General features: G+C 57.6%; 21 protein-coding genes and 1 pseudogene. 14 read left to right on the top strand and 8 right to left on the bottom strand.

What is annotated here, in order from left to right:
* Positions 1 to 214: 214 nt before the first annotated feature.
* Positions 215 to 1063, bottom strand: a complete 849-nt coding sequence (locus tag DM08_RS12775; RefSeq protein WP_152555759.1) for a hypothetical protein — start codon at positions 1061 to 1063, stop codon at positions 215 to 217.
* 89 nt (positions 1064 to 1152) lie between these two features.
* Positions 1153 to 1926: a hypothetical protein gene (locus tag DM08_RS12460; protein ID WP_202593360.1), complete on the bottom strand. Its 774-nt coding sequence runs from the start codon at positions 1924 to 1926 to the stop codon at positions 1153 to 1155.
* Between the two features lie 401 nt (positions 1927 to 2327).
* Here DM08_RS12460 and dbpA point away from each other — a divergent pair, with 401 nt between their 5' ends.
* Positions 2328 to 3740: an ATP-dependent RNA helicase DbpA gene (gene dbpA, locus DM08_RS02585; RefSeq protein WP_088177589.1), complete on the top strand. Its 1413-nt coding sequence runs from the start codon at positions 2328 to 2330 to the stop codon at positions 3738 to 3740.
* 41 nt (positions 3741 to 3781) lie between these two features.
* Here dbpA and DM08_RS02580 read toward each other — a convergent pair whose 3' ends face one another.
* Together DM08_RS02580 and serB are read right to left on the bottom strand one after the other, a co-directional pair.
* Complete coding sequence (locus DM08_RS02580; RefSeq protein ID WP_035383089.1) at positions 3782 to 5119, bottom strand: DEAD/DEAH box helicase; 1338 nt, start codon at positions 5117 to 5119, stop codon at positions 3782 to 3784.
* 190 nt (positions 5120 to 5309) lie between these two features.
* Positions 5310 to 6146: a phosphoserine phosphatase SerB gene (gene serB, locus DM08_RS02575; RefSeq protein WP_035383088.1), complete on the bottom strand. Its 837-nt coding sequence runs from the start codon at positions 6144 to 6146 to the stop codon at positions 5310 to 5312.
* Between the two features lie 142 nt (positions 6147 to 6288).
* Here serB and DM08_RS02570 point away from each other — a divergent pair, with 142 nt between their 5' ends.
* The 10 genes from DM08_RS02570 (at position 6289) to ccoS (ending at position 15772) form a co-directional block, all read left to right on the top strand.
* Complete coding sequence (locus DM08_RS02570; RefSeq protein ID WP_035383087.1) at positions 6289 to 7008, top strand: pseudouridine synthase; 720 nt, start codon at positions 6289 to 6291, stop codon at positions 7006 to 7008.
* Positions 7009 to 7290: 282 nt separating this feature from the next.
* Positions 7291 to 8724: a cytochrome-c oxidase, cbb3-type subunit I gene (gene ccoN, locus DM08_RS02565; RefSeq protein ID WP_237560199.1), complete on the top strand. Its 1434-nt coding sequence runs from the start codon at positions 7291 to 7293 to the stop codon at positions 8722 to 8724.
* Positions 8725 to 8735: 11 nt separating this feature from the next.
* Positions 8736 to 9533, top strand: a complete 798-nt coding sequence (ccoO, locus tag DM08_RS02560; protein WP_035383085.1) for a cytochrome-c oxidase, cbb3-type subunit II — start codon at positions 8736 to 8738, stop codon at positions 9531 to 9533.
* Positions 9526 to 9738 (top strand): hypothetical protein, encoded by a 213-nt coding sequence (locus DM08_RS02555; RefSeq protein WP_035383084.1) that lies wholly within the window; start codon positions 9526 to 9528, stop codon positions 9736 to 9738. Before ccoO ends, DM08_RS02555 begins: the two co-directional genes overlap by 8 nt.
* Positions 9735 to 10709 carry a c-type cytochrome gene (locus DM08_RS02550; RefSeq protein WP_035383083.1) on the top strand — a complete coding sequence of 325 codons (975 nt, stop codon included), beginning with the start codon at positions 9735 to 9737 and terminating at the stop codon, positions 10707 to 10709. The genes DM08_RS02555 and DM08_RS02550 overlap by 4 nt, the downstream gene beginning before the upstream one ends.
* 59 nt (positions 10710 to 10768) lie before the next feature.
* Positions 10769 to 10891: a hypothetical protein gene (locus DM08_RS13260; RefSeq protein WP_255358305.1), complete on the top strand. Its 123-nt coding sequence runs from the start codon at positions 10769 to 10771 to the stop codon at positions 10889 to 10891.
* Positions 10892 to 11053: 162 nt separating this feature from the next.
* Positions 11054 to 12490 (top strand): cytochrome c oxidase accessory protein CcoG, encoded by a 1437-nt coding sequence (gene ccoG, locus DM08_RS02545; RefSeq protein ID WP_035383082.1) that lies wholly within the window; start codon positions 11054 to 11056, stop codon positions 12488 to 12490.
* 39 nt (positions 12491 to 12529) lie between these two features.
* Positions 12530 to 13090: a FixH family protein gene (locus DM08_RS02540; protein ID WP_035383081.1), complete on the top strand. Its 561-nt coding sequence runs from the start codon at positions 12530 to 12532 to the stop codon at positions 13088 to 13090.
* A gap of 10 nt (positions 13091 to 13100) precedes the next feature.
* Positions 13101 to 15563 (top strand): heavy metal translocating P-type ATPase, encoded by a 2463-nt coding sequence (locus tag DM08_RS02535; protein ID WP_035383080.1) that lies wholly within the window; start codon positions 13101 to 13103, stop codon positions 15561 to 15563.
* On the top strand, positions 15560 to 15772 hold the full coding sequence (gene ccoS / locus DM08_RS02530; RefSeq protein WP_035383079.1) for a cbb3-type cytochrome oxidase assembly protein CcoS: 213 nt from the start codon (positions 15560 to 15562) through the stop codon (positions 15770 to 15772). The genes DM08_RS02535 and ccoS overlap by 4 nt, the downstream gene beginning before the upstream one ends.
* A 6-nt stretch (positions 15773 to 15778) precedes the next feature.
* On the opposite strand, the gene DM08_RS02525 is transcribed toward ccoS, so the two are convergent.
* The 3 genes from DM08_RS02525 to DM08_RS02515 form a co-directional block, all read right to left on the bottom strand.
* Positions 15779 to 16456, bottom strand: coding sequence for a hypothetical protein (locus tag DM08_RS02525; protein ID WP_035383078.1), 678 nt, complete (start codon positions 16454 to 16456; stop codon positions 15779 to 15781).
* Positions 16456 to 16950: a hypothetical protein gene (locus DM08_RS02520; RefSeq protein WP_035383077.1), complete on the bottom strand. Its 495-nt coding sequence runs from the start codon at positions 16948 to 16950 to the stop codon at positions 16456 to 16458. The genes DM08_RS02525 and DM08_RS02520 overlap by 1 nt, the downstream gene beginning before the upstream one ends.
* A 66-nt stretch (positions 16951 to 17016) precedes the next feature.
* Positions 17017 to 17742 carry a helix-turn-helix domain-containing protein gene (locus DM08_RS02515; RefSeq protein WP_035383076.1) on the bottom strand — a complete coding sequence of 242 codons (726 nt, stop codon included), beginning with the start codon at positions 17740 to 17742 and terminating at the stop codon, positions 17017 to 17019.
* A 120-nt stretch (positions 17743 to 17862) separates the two neighbouring features.
* Between DM08_RS02515 and hemN the strand changes: the two genes are divergently transcribed.
* On the top strand, positions 17863 to 19263 hold the full coding sequence (gene hemN / locus DM08_RS02510) for an oxygen-independent coproporphyrinogen III oxidase (protein WP_237560198.1): 1401 nt from the start codon (positions 17863 to 17865) through the stop codon (positions 19261 to 19263).
* A gap of 80 nt (positions 19264 to 19343) precedes the next feature.
* Complete coding sequence (locus DM08_RS02505) at positions 19344 to 20591, top strand: nitronate monooxygenase (RefSeq protein ID WP_035383074.1); 1248 nt, start codon at positions 19344 to 19346, stop codon at positions 20589 to 20591.
* A gap of 64 nt (positions 20592 to 20655) precedes the next feature.
* On the opposite strand, the gene DM08_RS02500 is transcribed toward DM08_RS02505, so the two are convergent.
* Positions 20656 to 21591: an alkene reductase gene (locus tag DM08_RS02500; protein ID WP_255358307.1), complete on the bottom strand. Its 936-nt coding sequence runs from the start codon at positions 21589 to 21591 to the stop codon at positions 20656 to 20658.
* 89 nt (positions 21592 to 21680) lie between these two features.
* On the opposite strand from DM08_RS02500, the pseudogene DM08_RS02495 reads away from it, so the two are divergent.
* Positions 21681 to 21913 (top strand): annotated as a pseudogene (locus tag DM08_RS02495) (IS110 family transposase); the annotation flags it as partial.

Raw genomic sequence — 21913 nt, 5'->3', positions numbered from 1 at the left:
AGTATCGCGTAAGCATGGAGTTGCTCAACCGTTGGAACCAATCCTCATCCACAGTCACCGCGTCCCAGTTTGCGCGTCAGAATTTTATTGCGCTATAGCGACCGTTCATCTGGGGCAGCTTTCGACCCAGAACAGAATTGAGATGTTGATTGATGCCCCTGTAGCATTCCACCTACATCACCCTGTGTTGCAGTCCAGTGATGGGCAGATGAGTTTAGGGGAGCGAGGATGTGATGTGTGGTTTTGTATCAGGCTGATGGCAGTGAGCATCACCACTATCGCCGGAGACGCGACGTGCAAGGGGAACCAACATAAGAGCTCCATTCAGCGAGCGTATTAACACACGATTACACTCATCGCTTAATACTTGTGCGCGCTCAAACTTTTCAGCCTCACCCTCTTTATAGCGGATCGTCTTAAATGGACTGTTATCTGGTGTTGATTTCAACGCTTCGAAATCCCGAATTGCAACCTGAAGTGAGTCTGCAATTAAATCCGCGCTGGTACTTATCAACTGCTCACCGCTATTCTTTGTCCAGTAGTCCTCGGGCTTTGCTTCAATGTGCGCGGGGGAAATTACTCGTACAGTCGAGAGATGGTCACGCTTTTCGCGCCCCCCTCCCTTCCTGAAAACAATTGTATTGTCCAAGACGAGCGACGATTGATCTTGTGTCATTGAAATGACCAAATTACTTTCTATAGCAGAGTCACTACCAAGATCAGAGTTATCAATAGCCCATCGCACTTTGGCATCACTTGGTAATCTTGAGATGGCTAGTGACCACAACTGCTCATAGCCAATCTCTCCGATTGCCCGCAGATAGGGCAATAACACTTTATCGGCTTCTGCCTGAATTTTCTTCCTTTGTTCTTGCTTAGCCGAGCCAACCAATAGGCCATGGGTCAAGACGGCAGCAACCAGTCCAACTGCATTGGGAGCTGGGTAAAGCAAACCCGTCGTTCCGGTACCTGCCTCATCAAAGTTGGCAACTCCACGATATACCAGAGCCTCACCTTTAGAATGAAGAAGGCAGTAACCCGATTTGCATTCGGCGAGTGGCATGGGCGATGCGCCTGGCATCTCGCCAGCACTTACCGCCACCATGCCAATACAGCATGACGCTATTAGTGCGGCTCGAATGAGCCCACTGTTCATTTGGTTTTACTTTCTCTGGGAGCATCCTCTGCAAGTGAAGAGATTTTTTCTGGTGCTTGTTGAGCCTGGGGGCCAAATTGACCACTCGTAAATGGGTGAATGAAACTCTCCTTCCCAAGTTCCAATGCTTGGAAGTACGCATTGGTTAAGCCAGGAAACTTAGGGGGTTCATCCCAATTTTGCGCAGCACTCTTTACGATAGACACCGGTTGATACCAGTCGTACGTATTGTTCCTAAGGTTGATCATATATCCAAGCCCTTGCAATTGACCTTTGGGATCGCTCGTTGGCACATATGCAGAGTAGGTTCTGACAAATCCAAGGGCCGTTATGTTGATAACTAGTAGCCGGTCAACGTTATATTTTTCTTGCAGCGGGGTGAAATCCTTTTCAGCAACATTTACGCCTTTTTTTGCAAATGATTTTAGATTCGCAATATTTATTTCATCATCAATAACTACAACATCAGCCCCAATGCCCTTTAAGGCATCTGCCACTTCCACTTTCAGATTTGGAAGGTCTTCATAGGAAAGTGTTTTTGTATGCGAAATAAGTGATGAATTCATCAGAGATGCCGCTGCAATGCACAGCAAGCAGTCCGCACCAGGTAACCGAGTTTCCATTTTTGGCAGTGCAGTCATCACAACCCCGATGCGTCCAGATTTGGGGCTAACAACTTCATTTGTTAGTGATACGGAATGTTGGGGCACTGATGCGCAGCCACCTAGTAAGGTTGTAACGATAAACAACATTGCGAAACGAATTTTCATGGAAGTATCCTAAACAAATTTATTTGCCACTCATGCCGGGCACAACCAAAAGCCCCGGGGGGCAACCATTGGTCGGCGGCATTCTATTTGAGACAATGCGTGTTTCCAATATATGTGAAGTTCTATATCTAGATATAGAACTTCACAGTTGATGAATTCGATTATGTGACCAAGCGCCAATGTCCGCTTTTGGCACATAACTGCCTAGTAGGCGCTGTATATCTCGGCCAGATTGCGGTCATTCAAGATGCTTTAACTGGTTGGTTTTTTAATGGGGGATGTCGGTTTCGTCGTATTCCGCAGGCCACCGCAACTAAAAGCGCGCTCTTGGCACGGCCCACCCTAAGCACTACTCCTCGAAATAACTGAACGTCAGCTGCTTGCGGCTGAGATAATCGGGCATGACTGACATTTCTTCGCCCATCTCCCAGCCCGTCAGCGGGCAATCCTTCGATCAACTTCCGCTGTCGCCCGCCATTCTGGCGACACTCAAGCAGCTGGGTTACGACAGCATGACGCCGATCCAGGCGGCCAGTTTGCCGATTACGTTGGCCGGGCACGACCTGATCGCGCAGGCCAAGACCGGCAGTGGCAAGACGGCGGCGTTCGCGTTGTCGCTGCTGACGCGGCTGAATCCACGCCGGTTCGCGGTGCAGGCGATGGTGCTGTGCCCGACGCGTGAGCTGGCCGATCAGGTGACGCAGGAGATACGCCGACTGGCGCGCTTTATCGACAATGTGAAGGTGGTCGCGCTGGTCGGCGGCATGACTATGCGCCCGCAGATGGCCAGCCTGGAGCATGGCGCGCACATCGTGGTGGGCACGCCGGGGCGCATCATGGATCACATCGAACGCGAGACGCTGGACCTTGCCGCGCTCAACACGCTGGTGCTGGACGAGGCCGACCGCATGCTGGACATGGGCTTTTACGACCAGATCGCCTGGGTCGCCAAGCAATGCCCGCGCAAGCGCCAGACGCTGCTGTTCTCCGCCACCTATCCCGACGGCGTTACCCGGCTGGCGCGCCAATTCATGTACCAGCCGCAGGAGGTGACGCTGGCCGAGCAGCACGAGAGCCACAAGATTCGTCAGCGTTTCTACGAGGTGGCGCGCGACCAGAGGCTGGCCGCCGTTGCCGCGCTGCTCAGGCACTACCGCCCGGAAAGCACGCTCGCTTTTTGCAACACCAAGCAGCAATGCCGCGATCTGGTCGAACTGCTGCACGCGCAGGGCTTCCACGCGCTGACGCTGAACGGCGACCTCGAACAGCGCGAGCGCGATCAGGTGCTGATCCAGTTCGCCAATCGCAGTTGCTCGGTGCTGGTCGCCACCGACGTGGCGGCGCGCGGGCTGGACATCGCCGGGCTGGAGGCCGTCATCAACGTGGACATCACGCCCGATCCTGAAGTCCATATCCACCGCGTGGGGCGTACAGGCCGTGCCGATGCCGATGGCTGGGCCTTCAGCCTGTGTGCGCCGACCGACCTGCATCGCATCGAGACCATCGCCCGCTTGATGGATATGGAGCCGGAATGGAATGAGCTGAGTGAGTTGAACGCGGATGCGGCCAAGCTGATACCGCCCATGGTGACGTTGCAGATTCTCGGTGGACGCAAAGAGAAGATCCGGGCGGGCGACGTGCTGGGTGCGCTGACCGGCGAAGCGGGGTTCACCCGCGAGCAGATCGGCAAGATCAACGTGACCGAGTGGAGCACCTATGTTGCGGTGACGCGGAACATCGCCAGAGAGGCGGTGCGGCGCTTGTCGGAGGGGAAGGTGAAAGGCAAGACCGTGAAGGTGCGCGCCATCGAGTAGTGGCGAGCCGGAACGTCGGGTGACCTTCCGGCTGCGTGGTCTTAGCGTCCGCGCCCACCGAAACGATGGACGGCGGGCTTGCCAGCCGTGGCGGGTTTGGCGTGCGTATTGCCGCCGCTGCGTGCAGGTGCTGGTCCGCCAGTGCGCGGGGTGCCGTTTTGGGGGCGACGCTGGCCGCCACCTTGACCACGGCCTTGCCCGCCGCCGCGATTCTGTCCGTTCAGGATAGGCTCGGCCTTGATGCGCGGATCAGGCTCGAAGCCGGGGATCTGTACCACCGGGATCTCGCGCTTGATGAGCCGCTCGATGCCTTTCAGCAGCTGATGCTCGTCGATGCACACCAAGGAGCTGGCCTCGCCTTCGCTACCCGCGCGACCCGTCCGGCCGATGCGGTGCACATAATCTTCCGCCACGTTGGGCAGCTCGTAGTTCACCACATGTGGCAATTCGCTGATGTCGATGCCGCGTGCGGCGATGTCGGTGGCGCACAGCACTTGCAGCTTGCCGCTCTTGAACTCAGCCAGCGCACGGGTGCGCGCCGCCTGGCTCTTGTTGCCGTGGATGGCCATCGCGCTGATGCTTTCCTTGTTCAGATATTCCGCCAGATTATTCGCGCCGTGTTTGGTGCGAGTGAACACCAGCACCTGGAACCAGTTGTTATCCTTGATGAGCTGGGTCAGCAGCGCGCGCTTGCGTTCACGATCCACCGGATAGACGCGCTGCTCGATCAGCTCATTGGCCTGATTGCGGCGCGCCACTTCGATCAGCGCAGGATTGTTCAGCAGGCCATCGGCCAGCGCCTTGATCTCGTCGGAGAAGGTGGCGGAGAACAGCAGGTTCTGGCGCTTGGCGGGCAGCAGCGCGAGGATCTTTTTAATGTCGCGGATGAAGCCCATGTCCAGCATACGGTCGGCCTCGTCCAGCACCAGAATCTCGACGCGCGACAGGTCCACGGTCTTTTGCTGCACGTGGTCGAGCAGGCGACCCGGTGTCGCCACCAGAATGTCCACGCGGCCATGCAACTGCTTGATCTGCGGATTGATGTTCACGCCGCCGAACATCATCATCGATTTCAGCGGCAGGTACTTGCCGTACTCGCGCACGCTTTCTTCCACTTGGGCGGCGAGTTCGCGCGTCGGGGTGAGCACCAGCGCCCGTATCGGCGCTTTGCCGCTGACGGGCTGGGCGGAAAGCCGTTGCAACAGCGGCAAGGTGAAACCGGCGGTCTTGCCGGTGCCGGTCTGTGCGCCTGCGAGCAGGTCGCCGCCAGACAGCACGGCAGGGATCGCCTGTGCCTGGATCGGGGTGGGTTCGGTATAGCCGCGCTCGGTAACGGCGCGGAGAATGGCATCGGACAAGCCGAGGGTAGCGAATGACATTGAAAACTTTCAGAAAACATCGGCCTGTCGCTCCAGCGGAGCGCCAGTCTAAGGCAGACGGGGGTGATACAACGAGCCGGAATCGGCAGCGGCAACAGGACTGAAACGATGACGCGGGCGGATTGTAACAGAGTGCGCGGGTGGTGCGCCTGTTGTTGCGATCACGCCCGGTGTGAGACCGGCTCGACCGTCAATGGCCGAGCAGCGGCAGTACGCCATCCAGCCCGGTGAAATTGAGGGCATGGCTGGCGCGGGCACGTACCACGGGTTTTGCATGGTAGGCGATGCTGGTTCCGGCTTCAGCCATCATCTTCAGGTCATTGGCTCCGTCGCCGATGGCAACGACTTGCTGGGGATGCAGATTGAACTGACTGCGGATGTGATTGAGATGGTCGGCCTTGCCCTGCGCATCGACGATCGTGCCGAGCACTTTGCCGGTAAGCTTGCCGTTGATGATCTCCAGCGTGTTCGACTGGGCGTAGTCGAGGCCGAGACGGTCCTTTAGGCGGTCGGTAAAGAAGGTGAAGCCGCCTGAGACCAGCAGGGTCTTGATGCCATGTCTCTTCAGCTCGCCCAGCATGAATTCGGCACCGGGGTTGAGTTGTAGGCGTTCTTCATAGACACGTTGCAGAGCGCTCTCGTCCAGGCCTGCCAGCAGTGCGACGCGCCGCGTCAGGCTTTCCGCAAAGTCGATCTCGCCGCGCATGGCAGATTCGGTGATCTCGGAGACCTGCGGTTTCAGTCCCTGCATGTCGGCGATCTCATCGATACATTCGATGTTGATGAGGGTCGAGTCCATGTCCATCACGACCAAACCGAAGTTCGACAGGCTGGAGCGGGCATCAACGAAGGCGTAATCGAGCTGGTGCTCGAAGCAGAAGCCAGCGATGCTGTCATGCGGGCGTGCCTCGTGCAGGCGAAAGGCGTGAGCGCCTATCTGTTCTGTGCGGGCGGGGAGTGTCAGGCCAGCCAGCTGGTTCAGCAGGTTGGCGGGGATGGCGTGATTGGCTTGGATGATCAGATTCATAGGGCGGCTCGCTGCTGTTCCTGTGGCGCGTAAGCGTGGTTCGATGATCTGGTGATTCTAATCGAATCCATAACCAGGGCCGTGGAGAATTCGAGTGACGGCGGGACGGGATGCTTTGCGCAGCTTCTGCTAAAGTGCGAGCATGAAGAAATTATCTTTGGATCGCGTGTTGCAAACGCAGGGGTTCGGTTCGCGCAAATGGTGTCGTGCGGCGATCGAGTCGGGCGAGGTGTGTGTAGGCGGGGAGCTGGTGCAGGATTACCGGGCGGAGTTCGATACGTCCGATCTGGTGTTCTCCGTGTTCGACGAACCATGGCAGTACCGCGAGCACGTCTATCTAGTATTGAACAAGCCGACCGGGTATGAGTGTTCGCGCAAGCCCAGTCATCATCCCGGCGTGCTCAGCCTGCTGCCGGAACAGTTCGCGCGGCGTGATGTGCAGCCCGTGGGGCGCTTGGACCACGATACGACTGGGATGTTGCTGATGTCCGATGACGGGGCGTTCATACATGCGCAGTCATCCCCGAAGAGTCATATACCCAAGGTGTACATCGCTACTACGCACGATCCGGTCACGCCGGAATTGATCGCTAGGCTGCTGGGCGGGGTCAAGCTGCATGATGAGCCGCTGCCGCTGTCTGCACTGAGATGTGATCAGGTTGGCGAGCATCAGATGGAAATCGTACTGGAGCAGGGGAAATATCATCAGGTCAAGCGGATGCTCGCTGCGGCAGGCAATCATTGTAGTGCCTTGTCCCGTGTGGCGATCGGCCAGCTTGCGCTAGATACGCTGGGAGTAGCCGAAGGTGACTGGGCTTACCTGTCGGCTCGGCAAATCGAGAAACTGGTTCCGAGCGAGTAATCCCCAGTTTCCGGGGCGTTTGACTGGGGTAGAGCCGGGCCAAATGTTGCAGAGTGTGGACAAAAGATCGAGAAATTTTGAGGTGGGAAATACCGGATAAAATCACTCGGATGTCGAACGTTTTGGAACCAATTTATGCTTTACTTGTCGCGGCGGGGTGTGACATTATGTCGCGGCTAGTAAAGCTGTGTAGGTAAGAGGGTGAATTATTCACGGTTTATTGAACTGCGAAGCGTGAATAATTCATTGATTTGTTTTAATTTCTCTAGGGAGGAGACTACTGTGGGAGCTACTCAAGAAGCGACACCGGTAAAGTACGACATGGACATAGTCCGATGGTTCACCATCGCGGCTGTGATCTATGGTGTGGTAGGCACGCTGATCGGCGTGTATGTGGCATCGGAACTGGCATGGCCGTTCCTGAACTTGGATATTCCATATCTGACGTTCGGTCGTCTGCGCCCACTGCATACCAATGCGGTGATCTTTGCGTTTGGCGGTTGTGTGCTGATGGCGACTGGTTTTTACATCGTCCAGCGTACGGGTGCTACCAAGCTGTGGAGTAATGGCTTGGCATGGTTCACGTTCTGGGGTTGGAATGCGATCATCGTTTCCGCCGTTGTGACATTGCCACTGGGCTGGACTTCCGGTAAGGAATATGCCGAGCTGGTTTGGCCAATCGACATCGCGATTGCGGTTGTGTGGCTGTCCTTTGGTCTGAATCACATCATGACCACTGCAATCCGCAAGACCTCGCACATCTATGTGTCCAACTGGTTCACGATGGGTATGATCGTCATGATCACTTACCTGCACGTTGTGAATAGCATGGCTATCCCGGTTAGCATGACTCAAGCCTTCTCCATCTACTCTGGCGTGCAAGATGCAATGATCCAGTGGTGGTGGGGTCACAATGCGGTCGGTTTCTACCTGACCGGTGGCTTCCTGGGCATCATGTACTACTTCATTCCTAAGCAAGCTGGTCGTCCAGTGTTCTCGTATCGTCTGTCTGTGTTGCACTTCTGGACACTGACCTTCGGTTACGTTTGGCTGGGTGCTCACCACCTGCAGTACACCGCTCTGCCTGACTGGACTGGTTCTCTGGGTGCTGCTGTGTCTCTGGCGATGATCATCCCATCTTGGGGTGGTGCGATGAACGGTATGATGACTCTGTCCGGTGCATGGGACAAGCTGCGTACCGACTACATCCTGCGCTTCCTGGTGACTGCGATGGCTTTCTATGCGATGTCCACGTTCGATGGTCCGGTTATGTCCATCAAGACTGTGAATGCGCTGTCTCACTACACTGACTGGACGGTGGGTCACGTACACGCAGGTGCTCTGGGCTGGATGTCCATGATCTCCTTCGGCGCGATCTATCACATGGTCAAGAAGCTGTGGAATACCGAAATGTATTCCGACAAGCTGGTGAACGTGCACTTCTGGGTTGCCTTGATCGGTGCTGTGACTTACATCGTTGCGATGTGGGTGTCCGGCATTATGCAGGGCCTGATGTGGCGTGATTATGATGAATACGGCACATTGACCTATACCTTCGTTGAATCTGTATCCGCAATGCATCCTTATTATGTGATGCGCGCTGTTGGCGGTGCGATTTTCAATCTGGGCACATGGATCATGCTGTTCAACGTGATCATGACCGTGCGTCAAGCAGGTGCTGCTCGTGGCGTTAGCGCTGCTGCGGCAAGAGCATAAGGGAGAGAGACATGTCTGATCACGATCAAATTTATTCAACCAAGTTCCAGGACAGCATCGAGCGCAATACGCTCCTGATGTTCATCCTTACGGCTGTGGCTGTGGCCATCGGCGGTATCGTGGAAATCGTGCCTCTGTTCTATCTGCCTAACACAGGTATGTCTGGTGGCGACGGCACCTTCAATGGTACGCAGCACAAAGATGCCAACGGCAATGTGATTCCGATGGACAAGATCGTTTGGAATCCCGCCACATCCGCGCACAAGACGATGGATGAGTGGGTGCCTGGCGATGGCGTTCGTCCGTACAAGCCGCTGGAAATGGCCGGTCGTGCGATTTTCATTCGCGAGGGTTGTTTCCTGTGTCACTCGCAGATGATTCGTCCGTTCCGCGATGAGAAGGATCGCTATGGTCACTACTCCATTGCTGAAGAGTCCATGTACGACCACACCTATCAGTGGGGCTCCAAGCGTACCGGCCCTGATCTGGCTCGTGTGGGTGGCAAGTACTCCGATGAATGGCACCGCAAACACCTGAAGTACCCACGTGATGTGGTTCCTGAATCTGTGATGCCGAACTACTTCTTCTTGGAAAATGCGATGGTCGATGGCGATAACACCGCCAAGATCATGGAAGTGATGACCAAGATGCCGTTCAACCCAGTTCCTAAGACCATCTACACCGATGAATACATCGCCGGTGCTAAGGCTGCGGTCGCAGGCAAGACTGAGATGGACGCAGTCATCGCGTTCCTGCAATCCTTGGGTAATCACGTCAAGTTCGAAGAAGGCGTGAACTACCGTGACTAAATTGATGGACTACCTGCACACGGACTGGGCCGCGATGACCCGCAACGATTGGCTCGGCGTATTCTTCGCCGTGGGAACCTTCGTTGCAATGGTCGCAGTCTATGTGATGGTGTTCAATCCTAGGAACAAGGACGCGCTCAACTCGCAGGGCGACATGGCTCTGCGAGATGAGGCCGACTACAACAATTCAGGAGATAAAAAATGAGTGACAATCACAACTCCGTGGGTGGCGTGCCTACCACCGGACACGTATGGGATGACGATCTGGGGGATTTCGTCAATCAGCCGCCCAAGTGGTGGATGCTTGGCCTGACCGCCAGTACGATTTGGGTTTGTGTGTACTGGCTGATGTATCCTTCGGTCCCCGTCGCCATCGCTGGACATCACTGGACAGGGATCGGCTTGCCGGGCTCGGGTCAGTGGAGTGCGATCAGCGAACTGGCTGCGGATCAGAAGGTGCTGGATGATGCGCGTGCCAAGTACGAAGATAAGCTGAAGGGTATGACTCCGGCTGCGATTCTGGCTGATGCTGAGTTGTCCGAGTACGTGGCTCGTTCCGGCAAGGTGCTGTTCTCTGACAACTGTGCGGCATGTCACGGTCAAAACGGTGTCGGTACTGTTCAGGCAGGCAAGTTCGCACAGCGCGAAAAGGGTTTGATGGCTCCGATCCTGAACGATGATGACTGGCTATATGGTGGTACCGTGGACACGATCCATGAAACCATCACCGGTGGTCGTCAAGGCATGATGCCAGCACACAAGGATGTCTTGTCCGCTGCTGAAATCGACTCGCTGGCCGCTTCCGTTGCTGCGGGCACCCCGGCTGCCAATCCTCTGTTCGCAGAGAAGGGCTGTACTGGATGTCACGGTGAAGATGGTAAAGGTATGCAAGCCATGGGTTCTGCCAACCTGACCGACAAGATCTGGCGTTTCGACGGATCTCCGGAAGGTATCAAGCAGACCATCACCTACGGTGTGAACTCGGGTGATGCCAATGCTCGTGTCGCTGTGATGCCAAGCTTTACCGCTGCTGGCAAGCTGTCCGATGTCCAGATGAAGAAGCTGGCTGTTTATGTGTACAAGTTTGGTGGTGGTACACCTGCAGCTGCTCCTGCTCCGGTTGAGGCTGCCGCAGCTGCTTCTGAGGCACCAGCCGCCGAAGCCGTAGCCAAGTAAGTATCCATGGCCTGACCGCACGGTGTGCAGCCGTGCGGGTTTTTGAAAGGAAAATTGATATGTCACATGACTTCGTATATTGGGGCTTGATGATCGGCACCGCTGGGGCGTTCTCTGCCGTTATCGCAGCGCTGGTCTGGTTGTTCTACAACGCAACCACCAAAAAGTCGGGCGACAAGTAACATCTTTGCCCACCGAAAGGAGGAGGCTTGCCTCCTCCTTTTTCATTATTGAATTTCTTCCGGAATAGGGACACACTGCGCAAGTTTTTCGCTGAAGAGGTTGTGCAGCGTTTTCCTAATAACAATCCACTCGACGTGGATAAGGTAACGACAGGAGTGAGTATGAGCGAGCTGGAAAAAACCCCAAAGGCCGAGACGGGCAATGTCACCGGGCTTTATACCGAACACGAAGAGTGGGTGGTCAATATGGGTGAGAAAACCATCCATGCCAAGCGCATGCCGGGTTTTTTCCGTACGCTGAAATACATCACGGAATCCTTTTGGCTGATCTTGTTCCTCGGCCCTTATCTGCGTTGGAATGGCAAGCAAGCGTTGATGCTGGATGTGAATGATCGGCAGTTCCATATCTTCGGTCTGACCATCCTGCCGCAAGATATCTGGATGGTTTCGCTGTTGCTGTTATTGCTGGCTATGACCCTGTTCGCCGTGACCTCGGTGGCGTCACGCGTGTTCTGTGGCTACTTCTGCTTCCAGACCACATGGGTCGACCTGTTCACCTGGATCGAAGAGAAGATCGAGGGCAATCCGAATGCCCGTCACAAGCTGGATGCCGCGCCGATGGACGGTGCGAAATTTGGCAAGAAAGCGCTCAAGCACGCCCTTTGGCTGCTGATCGCTATCTTGACCGGCATCAGCGTCATCATCTGGTTCGAGGACGCGTTCGTGTTCTGGGGCAATCTGCTTCACTTCAATCTGTCGCTGATCGAAGTCGCTACCCTCATCGCATTTACACTCGGCACCTATTTCCTCGCGGGTTTCCTGCGCGAGCAGACGTGCTTGTGGCTGTGCCCGTATGCCCGTATCCAGGGAGTGATGTGTGATTCCCAGACACTGGTTCCGACCTATGACGAAAAGCGTGGTGAGCCGCGTGGTCGTATCCGCAAAGGAGCAGCGGCTGAAGAAAGCAAGCAGGGCGACTGTATCGACTGCTTCCAGTGCGTGCAGGTATGTCCGACAGGTGTTGATATTCGTCAGGGGCAGCAGCTCGGGTGTATCACGTGTGGCTTGTGTCTAGACGCTTGCGATTCGATCATGGATAAGATCGGTCGTCCACGCGGCCTGATCCGCTACATGACTCTGGATGAGGTGAACGGTCTGCCGGAGAAGAAGCTGTACCAGCACCCAAGGACGTTGGTCTACATTGGCATCTTGCTGATCGCGCTCGTCGGCATCATCTACGGCCTCAGTCATATGGGCAACCTGACCTTGCGCGTCGCACCGGAACGGCAGCCGCTGTTCGTGCGGATGAGTGATGGATCGATCCAGAACAAATATACCTTCAAGGTGCTGAACAAGACGGCGGGCGATGTGCAGGTGAAAGTGAGCGCCGAAGGTGGCGTGAAAGGCCAGATCATCGTCGATGGTGGTAAGCCACAGTTGATCCATCATGGCAAGGCATCTGCGTTCACCGTGTTCGTGAAGGCTCCGGAGGAGAATCTGATGTCTGAAACCACCAAGATCCAGTTCCGTGTCGAGAATCTTGACGACCCCAACATGAAGGCTGAATACGATACGGTGTTCACTGGGCCGAAGCGTTGATCGGTTGACGCGTGGTATAGAACGTTAGAGAGGTGCGCAGTGTTATCGCAAAAGAACAAGCAAGGCTGGCGTAATCCGTGGGTGTTTGGTTTGATCGCCGTGATCTTGGCCGGGGTGGTGATTAACATCAAGTTTTACTGGAATGTCACACAGCATCCAGTGCGCTTGCTGGACGATCACTACAACGTCAAGTCGCACAACCAATACGATGCCAAGTGGGTGCAACAGCAGGCTGAGCGTTCCACGCTGGGGTGGCAGGTCAAGCTGCACTCTCCGCACCGATTGGAGAATGATGCTTTGGCCGAACCCTCTGCGGCCAAGTTCATCCTGCTGGCGAGCCCGGCTGAGTTGAACCTCGAACTGGCCAACCGGGAGGGCAAGCCCATCCAGGGCGGGCAGGTGTTCATCAATGCCCAATGGCCGGAAGACCCGAAGTTTGATACGCAGTGTGAGTTGTTCGAGAAAGCGCCGGGTCGTTATGTTGGCCAGTTGAAATTTCCCAGAGCCGGAAATTGGGATCTGATCATCAAGGCAACGCACGAAAGTCGACAGTTCGAAATGGAGCAGAAAGTCTTCGTCGAAATCCCCAAGCAGCCGTAGCATTCTCCAGATGCCTCACACTGCCGGTCATACTTCAGCGCATGATTGCTTCCACTGTGGGCAGGAAATCGCGGCGGACGCTGATTTCCATAGCCCACTAGGGGGAGAGACGCGCGATTTTTGCTGCTTCGCCTGCCAGTCGGTGTGCGAGGCAATCTACCAGGCCGATCTGCAGGGCTATTACCAGCGCACCCCTCAGGGTACGCTGCTGGCTCCCCCCCCCACGCCGCCCAGAGACATCGAAATGTACGATCTGGATGAAGTGCAGGAGGACTTCGTCCAGTCCAAGGGGGCGGTCAGCGATACGCACCTGCTGATCGAGGGCATCCATTGTGCAGCCTGCGTCTGGTTGATCGAGCGCAGTATGATGCGTCTGCCCGGTGTACACACGGCCAACGTCAATCTGGCTGGCAAACGCTTGCACCTGCGCTGGGATAATTCCCGGCTCAAGCTTTCTGCGGTGATCCACGAGTTGTCCAAGATCGGCTACTCCGGCATTCCTTATGATCCGGAGGCGGCGGAAGGGGCCATGAAGCGCACCAATCGGGCCCTGCTGTTCCGCTTGTTCTTCGCCGGTTTTGCGATGATGAACTTGAACCTGATCGCCATCGCGCTCTACAGCGGGGCGGATCGCGGCGAGTTCGTGAATTTCTTCCACTGGATGGCCTGCGCGCTGGCTACGCCTACGTTGTTGTATTCCGGCTTCCCCTTCTACAAAGGGGCTTGGAGCGGTTTGCGCAATGCGCGGCTGACCATGGACCTGCCGATCGCCATTGGCCTGTCGGTGACCTATGCCTATTCCCTGTACGTGACTCTTGGCGGTGCAGGGGCGGTATATTTCGACACGGTGACCAACCTCACCTTTGTGATCCTCATAGGCCGTTATCTTGAAGGCATGTACCGGCATCAGGCCGTTGCGGCCACCAACCGGCTGATGGATCTGCAACCGCGCGTAGCCTCGGTGCTGCGCGAAGGCGAGGAGCGTATCGTTTCCGTCCGCGCGGTGCAGATAGGCGAGCGCGTGGTGGTCAAGCCGGGTAACAAGGTGCCCATGGACGGTATCGTTTGCGAAGGGCATAGCTCGGTGGACGAGTCCATGCTGAGCGGTGAGTCGCTGCCGGTGCGCAAGCACGTCGGCGATCACGTTGCTGCCGGCACCATCAACGGCAGCGGGGCCCTGGTGATCGAAGTGCGCGCCGCCGCACAAGACTCGATGCTGTCCAAGATCATCCGTTTGGTGGAAGAGGCGCAATCCTCCAAGGCCCCGATCCAGCGCATCGCCGATACCATCGTGCCGTGGTTCGTCATGGCGACCCTGATCTGTGCCGGTATCACGTTCTTCCTCTGGTCGGAGCATTTCGAGGTGGCATTGATGGCGGCGACCTCGGTGTTGATCATCACTTGTCCCTGTGCGTTGGGCATGGCCACGCCGATGTCGATAGCGGTGGCTTCGGGTCTGGGCGCACGCCATGGCATTCTGGTGAAGAACGGAGTTGTGCTGGAGACCTTGTCCAAGGTCACCCATTTCGTCTTCGACAAGACGGGTACCCTGACCGAGGGCAAGATGCGCGTCGAGCATTTGGTCCTGGCCCAGGCGCAAGATGAGGCAGAGGCCCTGGCTCTGGCCGCCGGTGTCGAGCGCTATTCCGAACACAGCGTCGCCCAAGCCATCGTGCGTGTGGCTGACGAGCGCGATTTGCCTTATCGCAAGATCGAGGTGACTGGCTTTCACGCCACGCCGGGGGCGGGGGTGGAGGCGGCCCATGAGGGCAAGGCAGTTCTCATCGGTACCGCAGATTGGCTGGCCAAGCGCGGGGTCAGGCTGGAGGCTGCGTTGTTGCTGAGTCTGGGCGAGCTTGAGCAGCAAGCCAAGACCTGCGTGCATCTGGCGCTGGGCGACCAGCATCTCGCGGTGATCGTGTTGGCGGATACGCTGCGGGCGGACGCGCAGGGGCTGATCGACTCCTTGCGTGAGGCGGGCATAGGTATGACCCTGCTGAGTGGTGATCGCAAAGCAGTGGCCGAGGCGATCGCGCATCAGTTGGGCGGTATGGAGGTCATCGCTGAAGTGTTGCCGCAGGACAAGGACAGTGTGATCCAGCAGCTACAGCAGCAGGGCAAGATCGTGGCGATGGTGGGGGACGGCGTGAATGACGCGCCCGCGCTGATCCGTGCCGACGTGGGCATCGCCCTGGGGTCGGGCACCGATGTGTCGGTCGAGAGTGCCGACATCGTGTTGATGCAGAATGAACTCGACAAGGTGCGCCTGGCGACCCAGCTGTCGCGTCGCACCTTGCGCACCATCAAGCAGAACATCAGCCTGTCGTTCGTGTATAACGCCATCATGGTGCCGCTGGCGATGATGGCGCGGGTGACCCCGCTGACAGCTGCCATTACCATGCCGTTAAGCTCCTTGCTGGTGATCGGTAACGCGGCGCGCATACGCAACCTCTTCAAGGAAAAGTCACAATGAACGTAATCTACAGTCTTATTCCTGGGATGACCTTCTTCGGCCTGGTCTTCGTCGCCATCCTGATCTGGGCGGTGAAGAAGGGTCAGTATGAGGATATGGAAGGCAATGCCAGTCGCATTCTGCTGGATGACGATGAGGATGCGATGCTGCACAGCCAGCCAAAGAAAAAGGCGCAACCGAGTGATGACTCGGCTGCGCCCAAGCAGTAAAGCGAATTATTTTACGATCTCACCATTGGCCAGCAATGGCGCACGTAACGCCCCAAAATCCTGCAATGTCGAGTATTGCAGCACAGGTTTCTCTTTCGGATTCAGAATGATGTCCAGGCCGTGCTGGGGATAGAGCCAGTGCGTGAGGTTGACCTTGGTCTCCCGGATGCGTTCGGCGGGTTCGCCAAAACGCTTGACGATGACCGACTCCTCCAGGCGTACATTGGGCAGATAGGTCAGGCTGGCGACGGGAGCTTTGCGCACCTTGTCCAGATCGTCAGGAGTCAATGTGATGCGTTTGCCGCTACCTGTGGCATTCATGCGCAGCCCCCGGTTGAACATCCCCGTCAGCTCTTCGGCGGGCACGGCCACCGTCATTACCAACTTGGCCTTCAGGCCGTTGAAATTGACTTCTTCAATGAAGGCCTCCACACCCATGTCGCGGTCGGTCGGCTTGAACAGGCTGATTTCGGCCTCTTCCTTGAAGGTTTTCTCTGCTTCCGCCAGCGCGGTCTCGCCCAAGGTGATGCCGAAAATGCGGGTCGATTCAGGTGTCGGGTGAGTGATGCGCCACGGCAGGGTGTCCGGGGTGCTGGTCGAGTTGTCGGGCAAGGTCAGCAGGATCGCAATGGTCACTGCGATCAGGCCGACGACCCCCAGAATGATTTTCTTGTCGGAACCCATCAGGCTGTCTTGGTGTCGAGTTTCAGGGCGGCAGCAGGGATCTTGCCGGTCTTGCATTGGTGCTCAGCATCGTATTCCATCACCACCAGGGCCAACAGCGCGACCATGAACGGCAGCTGGCCGATGCCGAATGCCAGCGACTTGCTGGCGATGGGGCTGAAGCCCAGTTGGGCGCCACCGAACAACATGGCCGCCGTGAACGAGAACGTCACCAGGAACAGGCCCATGAACAGCTTGGCACGCTTGGCAGCGAGCATCATATGGCAGCGCACGAACTGGGAGGGTTCGTTCTTGGCCTTGCTGGCTTTGAGGATGACGATACCCAGCAGGCTCAAAGAAAGTACGGGCATCAGCATCAAGGGGATATAACTGGTGCTCATCAGGCCAAGTGCGACGACGAACACAAATACGTGTACGACGATGAAATCGAACAATAGGTAGGCATGCAACTGCTTGGCGCGAGAGATTTCATCGGCACTGACTTGATGTTCCATTTGGGAGGTTCTCCAGATTGTTATCCAAGGGGCGAATAATCCACTCAACCTAGATGGCTGTCAAACTCAACGGGGTCGATGCATGCAGTCATGCAAGCCATTCAGATCAAGGAGGTGGACCGATCTTACGTGGATATCGATCAGGCCGCCCTCCTGGAAGTGGGAGAATGCTCGGCTGACGGTTTCCAGTTTCAATCCCAGATGGCTGCCGATCTCTTCACGCGACATGCGTAACTGGAACTGGGACGCGGAATAGCCGCGTGCGGCAAAGCGCTCGGACAGGTCGAGCAGAAAGGAGGCCAGCCGTTCCTCTGCACGCATCGAGCCGAGTAGCATCATGACCTGCTGGTCGCGCACGATCTCGCGACTCATCAGTCGGTGCAGGTGGCGCTGCAGGGAGGGCAGTTCGCGGCTCAATGTCTCCAGTTGCTCATAGGGCAACTCGCAGATGTCGCAGTCCTCCAGGGCGATCGCATCGCAGGCATGAGTGGCGGAGTTGATTGCGTCCATACCGATGATGTCGCCTGCCATCTGGAAGCCGGTGATGTGTTCACGCCCATCCTCGTGCAGGATCTGGGTCTTGAGGAAGCCGGTGTGGACAGCATACAGCGCGGCAAAGCGGTCACCGCTGCGGAACAGGAAGTCGCCCCGTTTGAGCGCATGCCTGGGGCCGAACAGAGCCTCGACCCGAGCCACTTCGCTTTCCGAGAGGTCCTGAGGCAGGCAAAATTCACGCAGATGGCAGGTGGAGCAGGGACTTTTGGGCTGTGGGTGTGCGACGTACTGTTGCAAGATGAATTCCGTGAGCAGTCAGCTGGGTTACAATATGACACGGTTTTTGATATATATCAAACTGACATTGAGCTGGTGCCGGAGCGGTGCCGGTACAGACATCGGATACAGGAGTGGAGTGTGGGAGAACCAGTGACTTTGCCGCCGTTGGAGGTGGATTTGGAGTTGATCCGGCGATTGGACCGTAACGGCCCGCGCTACACCTCTTATCCTACGGCAGATCGTTTTGACAAGGGGTTTGGTCCGGCTGCTTACATTCCCTGGCTCAGGAAGCGCGCAGCCGATCCGGATCGCAGCCCCCTTTCGCTGTATTTCCACATTCCGTTCTGCAACACGCTGTGCTTCTATTGCGGCTGCAACAAGGTCATCACCAAGGATTTCAGCAAATCCGAGAAATACATCCAGTACGTGATCAAGGAGATGCGCATGCAGGCGGCCTTGATGGGCGAACGCCAGCGCGTCGAACAACTGCATTGGGGCGGCGGCACGCCGACCTTCCTCACCCACGAACAGATGCGCGCGCTGATGGGCGCGACCCGCGAGCTGTTCGACCTGGCCGCTGATGGCGAGTATTCGATCGAGATCGACCCGCGCAAGGTGGGCGACGAGACCATCGCCCTGCTGGCCGAACTCGGCTTCAACCGCATCAGCATCGGCGTGCAGGATTTTGAGCCCGAAGTGCAGAAGGCGGTGAACCGCATCCAGAGCGAGGAAGAGACGTTGCGCGTCATCAAGGCCGCTCGCGCCAACGGCTTCCAGTCGGTGAGCATCGACCTGATCTACGGCCTGCCCAAGCAGACGGTGGCAGGCTTCAAGCGCACGCTGGAAAAAGTCATCGCCGCCGATCCGGACCGCCTTTCGATCTACAACTACGCGCACCTGCCCACGGTGTTCATGCCGCAGCGCCGCATCAACGAGGCGGACTTGCCCATCGCACAGGTCAAGCTGGAGATCCTCGGCCTGGCGGTCAAGACCATGACTGATGCCGGCTACCTCTACATCGGCATGGATCACTTCGCCAAGCCCCAGGATGAGCTGGCGGTGGCGCAGCGCGAACATCGATTGCACCGCAACTTCCAGGGGTATTCCACCCACTCTGATTGCGACATGATCTCGCTGGGTGTCAGCTCCATCGGCCAGGTCGGTCCGACCTACAGCCAGAACTTCCGCGAGCTGGACGACTACTACGCCGCGCTGGACCGCGACGAGCTGCCGGTCATGCGCGGCATGGAACTGAACCGCGACGACGAGCTGCGCCGCGCCATCATCCAGTACCTGATGTGCCATTTCGAGCTCGACAAGGCTGCACTGGAGCGGGAATGGGACATCCGTTTCGATGAATACTTCGCCGTGGAGCTGGGTGAGCTGGCCGAGCGTGCCGCCGAAGGGCTGGTGGAGCTGACACCGGAAGCCATCCGCGTCACTCCGCGTGGCCGCATGCTTATCCGCAACGTCTGCATGGTGTTCGACCATTACTTGCGCACCCGCGAGCAACACGCGCGCTATTCCAAGGTAATATAGCGCCTGAAAATTTTGACAATGATTGCGGGGACCGGGATCTCCGCAACGCACGGAGGAGAGCCCGCCATTCGGGGCGCATAATGACAAAAAAAGTTGACGATTTCCGCTTGCGTTGGGGCAAGCAGGAACTGGTGCCGATCATGATCGGCGGTATGGGGGTCGATATTTCCACTGCCGAGCTGGCACTGGAGGCGGCGCGTCTCGGTGGCATCGGCCACATTTCCGACGCCATGTTGCCGACGGTCTCCGACCGCCGTTACGACACTGACTTCGTCAAGGAAAAGCTCCAGCAGTACAAATACAACATCAACAACTCCGACAAGTCCGAGATCAAGTTCGACCTCGGTCACGTCGCCGAATCGACCCGCTTGCACATCGGCAAGACCATGGAAGCCAAGCGCGGCAGCGGCATGGTGTTCCTCAACTGCATGGAAAAGCTGACCATGAATGCGCCCAAGGAGACGCTCAAGGTACGCTTGTGGGAGGCGCTGTCGGCAGGTATCGACGGCATCACTCTGGCGGCGGGCCTGCACCTCGGCTCTTTCGCCATGATCGAGGATCACCCCCGTTTCCGCGATGCCAAGCTGGGCATCATCGTTTCCAGCCTGCGTGCGCTGCAACTGTTCCTGCGCAAGAACGCCCGCACCAACCGCCTGCCCGACTTCGTGGTGGTGGAAGGTCCGCTGGCGGGCGGCCACCTTGGCTTTGGCATGGACTGGGCGCAGTACGACCTGCGCGTCATCACCCAGGAGATCCTCGATTACCTGAAGGCCGAGCAGCTCGACATCCCGGTGATCCCGGCGGGCGGCATCTTCACCGGCACCGACGCGACCAACTTCCTGGAGATGGGCGCAGCCGCCGTGCAGGTGGCGACCCGCTTCACCGTGGCGGCGGAATGCGGCCTGCCCAAGGACGTGCAGCAGGAATATTTCAAGGCCAGCGAGGACGACATCGAAGTCAACGGCGTGTCGCCCACCGGCTATCCGATGCGCATGCTGAAGAACAGCCCGGCCATCGGCTCCGGCATCCGCCCCGGCTGCGAGTCCTACGGCTACGTGCTGGATGCCAATGGCAAGTGTTCCTATATCGACTCTTACAACCGCGAGGTCGCCCAGCATCCGGATGCCAAGAAGATCCAGGTGTTCGACAAGACCTGTCTATGCACCCACATGCGCAACTTCAAGCTGTGGACCTGCGGCCACTACACCTACCGCCTCAAGGACACCAGCCGCAAGCTGGCTGATGGCAGCTATCAGGTGCTGTCTGCCGAGCACATCTTCACGGATTACCAGTTCAGTACCGACCACCGGATCGTGCTGCCGGACTGAGTTCGCACTTTCCAAGCAAAACGGCCTGCGCGATTTGCCGCAGGCCGTTTTTTTTGGGGGGCGATCAGTAGTCCAGATAACCCTGCTCGCCGGGGGTGTAGAACGTGTTGGGATCGGGCTGGGCGAGCGCCGCGCCGGTCTGCAGCTTCTGTACCAGATCGGGGTTGGCGATGAACGGGCGACCGAAGGCGACCAGATCGCCGCGTTCGGCATCGAGGTCGGCGTTGGCGCGCGCTGTATCGTAGCCGCCGGACAAAATGTAGCGGCCCTTGAACGCCGCGCGGATGCCAGCCTTTAGCACCGGGCTGACTTCCGGTGCACCCATAGCACTGTGATCCACTATGTGGATGTAGGCCAGACCGATGGCGTTCAACTCTTCCATCAGGCGCAGGTAAAGCGCATCCATTTCCGCATCCGGCAGCATGCCGTTGAACACGCCGTAGGGCGAAACGCGCATCCCGATGCGCTCCGCGCCGATGGCGGCGGCGCAGGCGCGGGCCACTTCGACGGCGAAGCGCAGGCGATTCTCCACGCTGCCGCCCCAGCGGTCGGTGCGCTGGTTGGAGGCCGTGTTGAGGAACTGGTCGATCAGATAGCCGTTGGCCGCATGCAGCTCGATGCCATCCAGCCCGGCCGCGACGGCGTTTTTTGCACCCTGGACGAATTCGGCGATGGCAGCGGCGATGTCGGCCTCGCTCATCGCAGCTGGAACCGGATGCGGCTGCATCCCCTGGCTATCCGTCCACATCTCACCCGGCGCGGCGAGGGCGGAGGGAGCCAGCACCTGCGCCCCGGCGGGCAAATTGGCGGCATGACCCACGCGCCCGGTGTGCATGAGCTGGGCAAAAATGCGCCCGCCGGACTGGTGCACCGCATTCGCCACAGCGCGCCATCCCTCGATCTGGGCCGGGCTGAACAGCCCGGGAATGCGGGCATAACCCAACCCGTTGGGCGAGGGCGAAACCCCTTCGGTAATCAGCAGCCCGGCATCGGCGCGCAGGGCAATGGAATGGACACCTCCCCCTAAACGGCATCGAGATGTGCCAGACTGGAGATGGCAAACAACCAGTCAACAGAGGGAGGTGTGAAATGGATATTACGCGTATTGGCATAGACCTGGCAAAGAACGTATTCCAGATACACGGAGTGGATCGTGCGGGCAAGGTGATTGTCAGGAAGCAATTGCGGCGCAACCAGATGCAGGCATACTTTGGCAAACTGCCAGCGACATTGATCGGCATGGAAGCCTGTGGAAGCTCACACTACTGGGCGCGGGAGCTGGGCAAAATGGGACATGACGTGCGACTGATGTCGCCGCAATT

The organism is Ferriphaselus sp. R-1 (assembly GCF_000746095.1).
Taxonomy (GTDB): Bacteria; Pseudomonadota; Gammaproteobacteria; order Burkholderiales; family Gallionellaceae; genus Ferriphaselus.
Note: the sequence above shows the minus strand (reverse complement) of the source record. Positions and strands in the feature narration are given on the sequence as shown.

What these genes read in the sequence shown, in the direction of transcription:
- DM08_RS12775 (WP_152555759.1), bottom strand. Translation starts at nt 1,063, where the DNA reads ATGCCACTCGCCGAATGCAAATCGGGTTACTGCCTTCTTCATTCTAAA.
- DM08_RS12460 (WP_202593360.1), bottom strand. Translation starts at nt 1,926, where the DNA reads ATGAAAATTCGTTTCGCAATGTTGTTTATCGTTACAACCTTACTAGGT.
- dbpA (WP_088177589.1), top strand. Translation starts at nt 2,328, where the DNA reads ATGACTGACATTTCTTCGCCCATCTCCCAGCCCGTCAGCGGGCAATCC.
- DM08_RS02580 (WP_035383089.1), bottom strand. Translation starts at nt 5,119, where the DNA reads ATGTCATTCGCTACCCTCGGCTTGTCCGATGCCATTCTCCGCGCCGTT.
- serB (WP_035383088.1), bottom strand. Translation starts at nt 6,146, where the DNA reads ATGAATCTGATCATCCAAGCCAATCACGCCATCCCCGCCAACCTGCTG.
- DM08_RS02570 (WP_035383087.1), top strand. Translation starts at nt 6,289, where the DNA reads ATGAAGAAATTATCTTTGGATCGCGTGTTGCAAACGCAGGGGTTCGGT.
- ccoO (WP_035383085.1), top strand. Translation starts at nt 8,736, where the DNA reads ATGTCTGATCACGATCAAATTTATTCAACCAAGTTCCAGGACAGCATC.
- DM08_RS02550 (WP_035383083.1), top strand. Translation starts at nt 9,735, where the DNA reads ATGAGTGACAATCACAACTCCGTGGGTGGCGTGCCTACCACCGGACAC.
- DM08_RS13260 (WP_255358305.1), top strand. Translation starts at nt 10,769, where the DNA reads ATGTCACATGACTTCGTATATTGGGGCTTGATGATCGGCACCGCTGGG.
- ccoG (WP_035383082.1), top strand. Translation starts at nt 11,054, where the DNA reads ATGAGCGAGCTGGAAAAAACCCCAAAGGCCGAGACGGGCAATGTCACC.
- DM08_RS02535 (WP_035383080.1), top strand. Translation starts at nt 13,101, where the DNA reads ATGCCTCACACTGCCGGTCATACTTCAGCGCATGATTGCTTCCACTGT.
- ccoS (WP_035383079.1), top strand. Translation starts at nt 15,560, where the DNA reads ATGAACGTAATCTACAGTCTTATTCCTGGGATGACCTTCTTCGGCCTG.
- DM08_RS02525 (WP_035383078.1), bottom strand. Translation starts at nt 16,456, where the DNA reads ATGGGTTCCGACAAGAAAATCATTCTGGGGGTCGTCGGCCTGATCGCA.
- DM08_RS02520 (WP_035383077.1), bottom strand. Translation starts at nt 16,950, where the DNA reads ATGGAACATCAAGTCAGTGCCGATGAAATCTCTCGCGCCAAGCAGTTG.
- DM08_RS02505 (WP_035383074.1), top strand. Translation starts at nt 19,344, where the DNA reads ATGACAAAAAAAGTTGACGATTTCCGCTTGCGTTGGGGCAAGCAGGAA.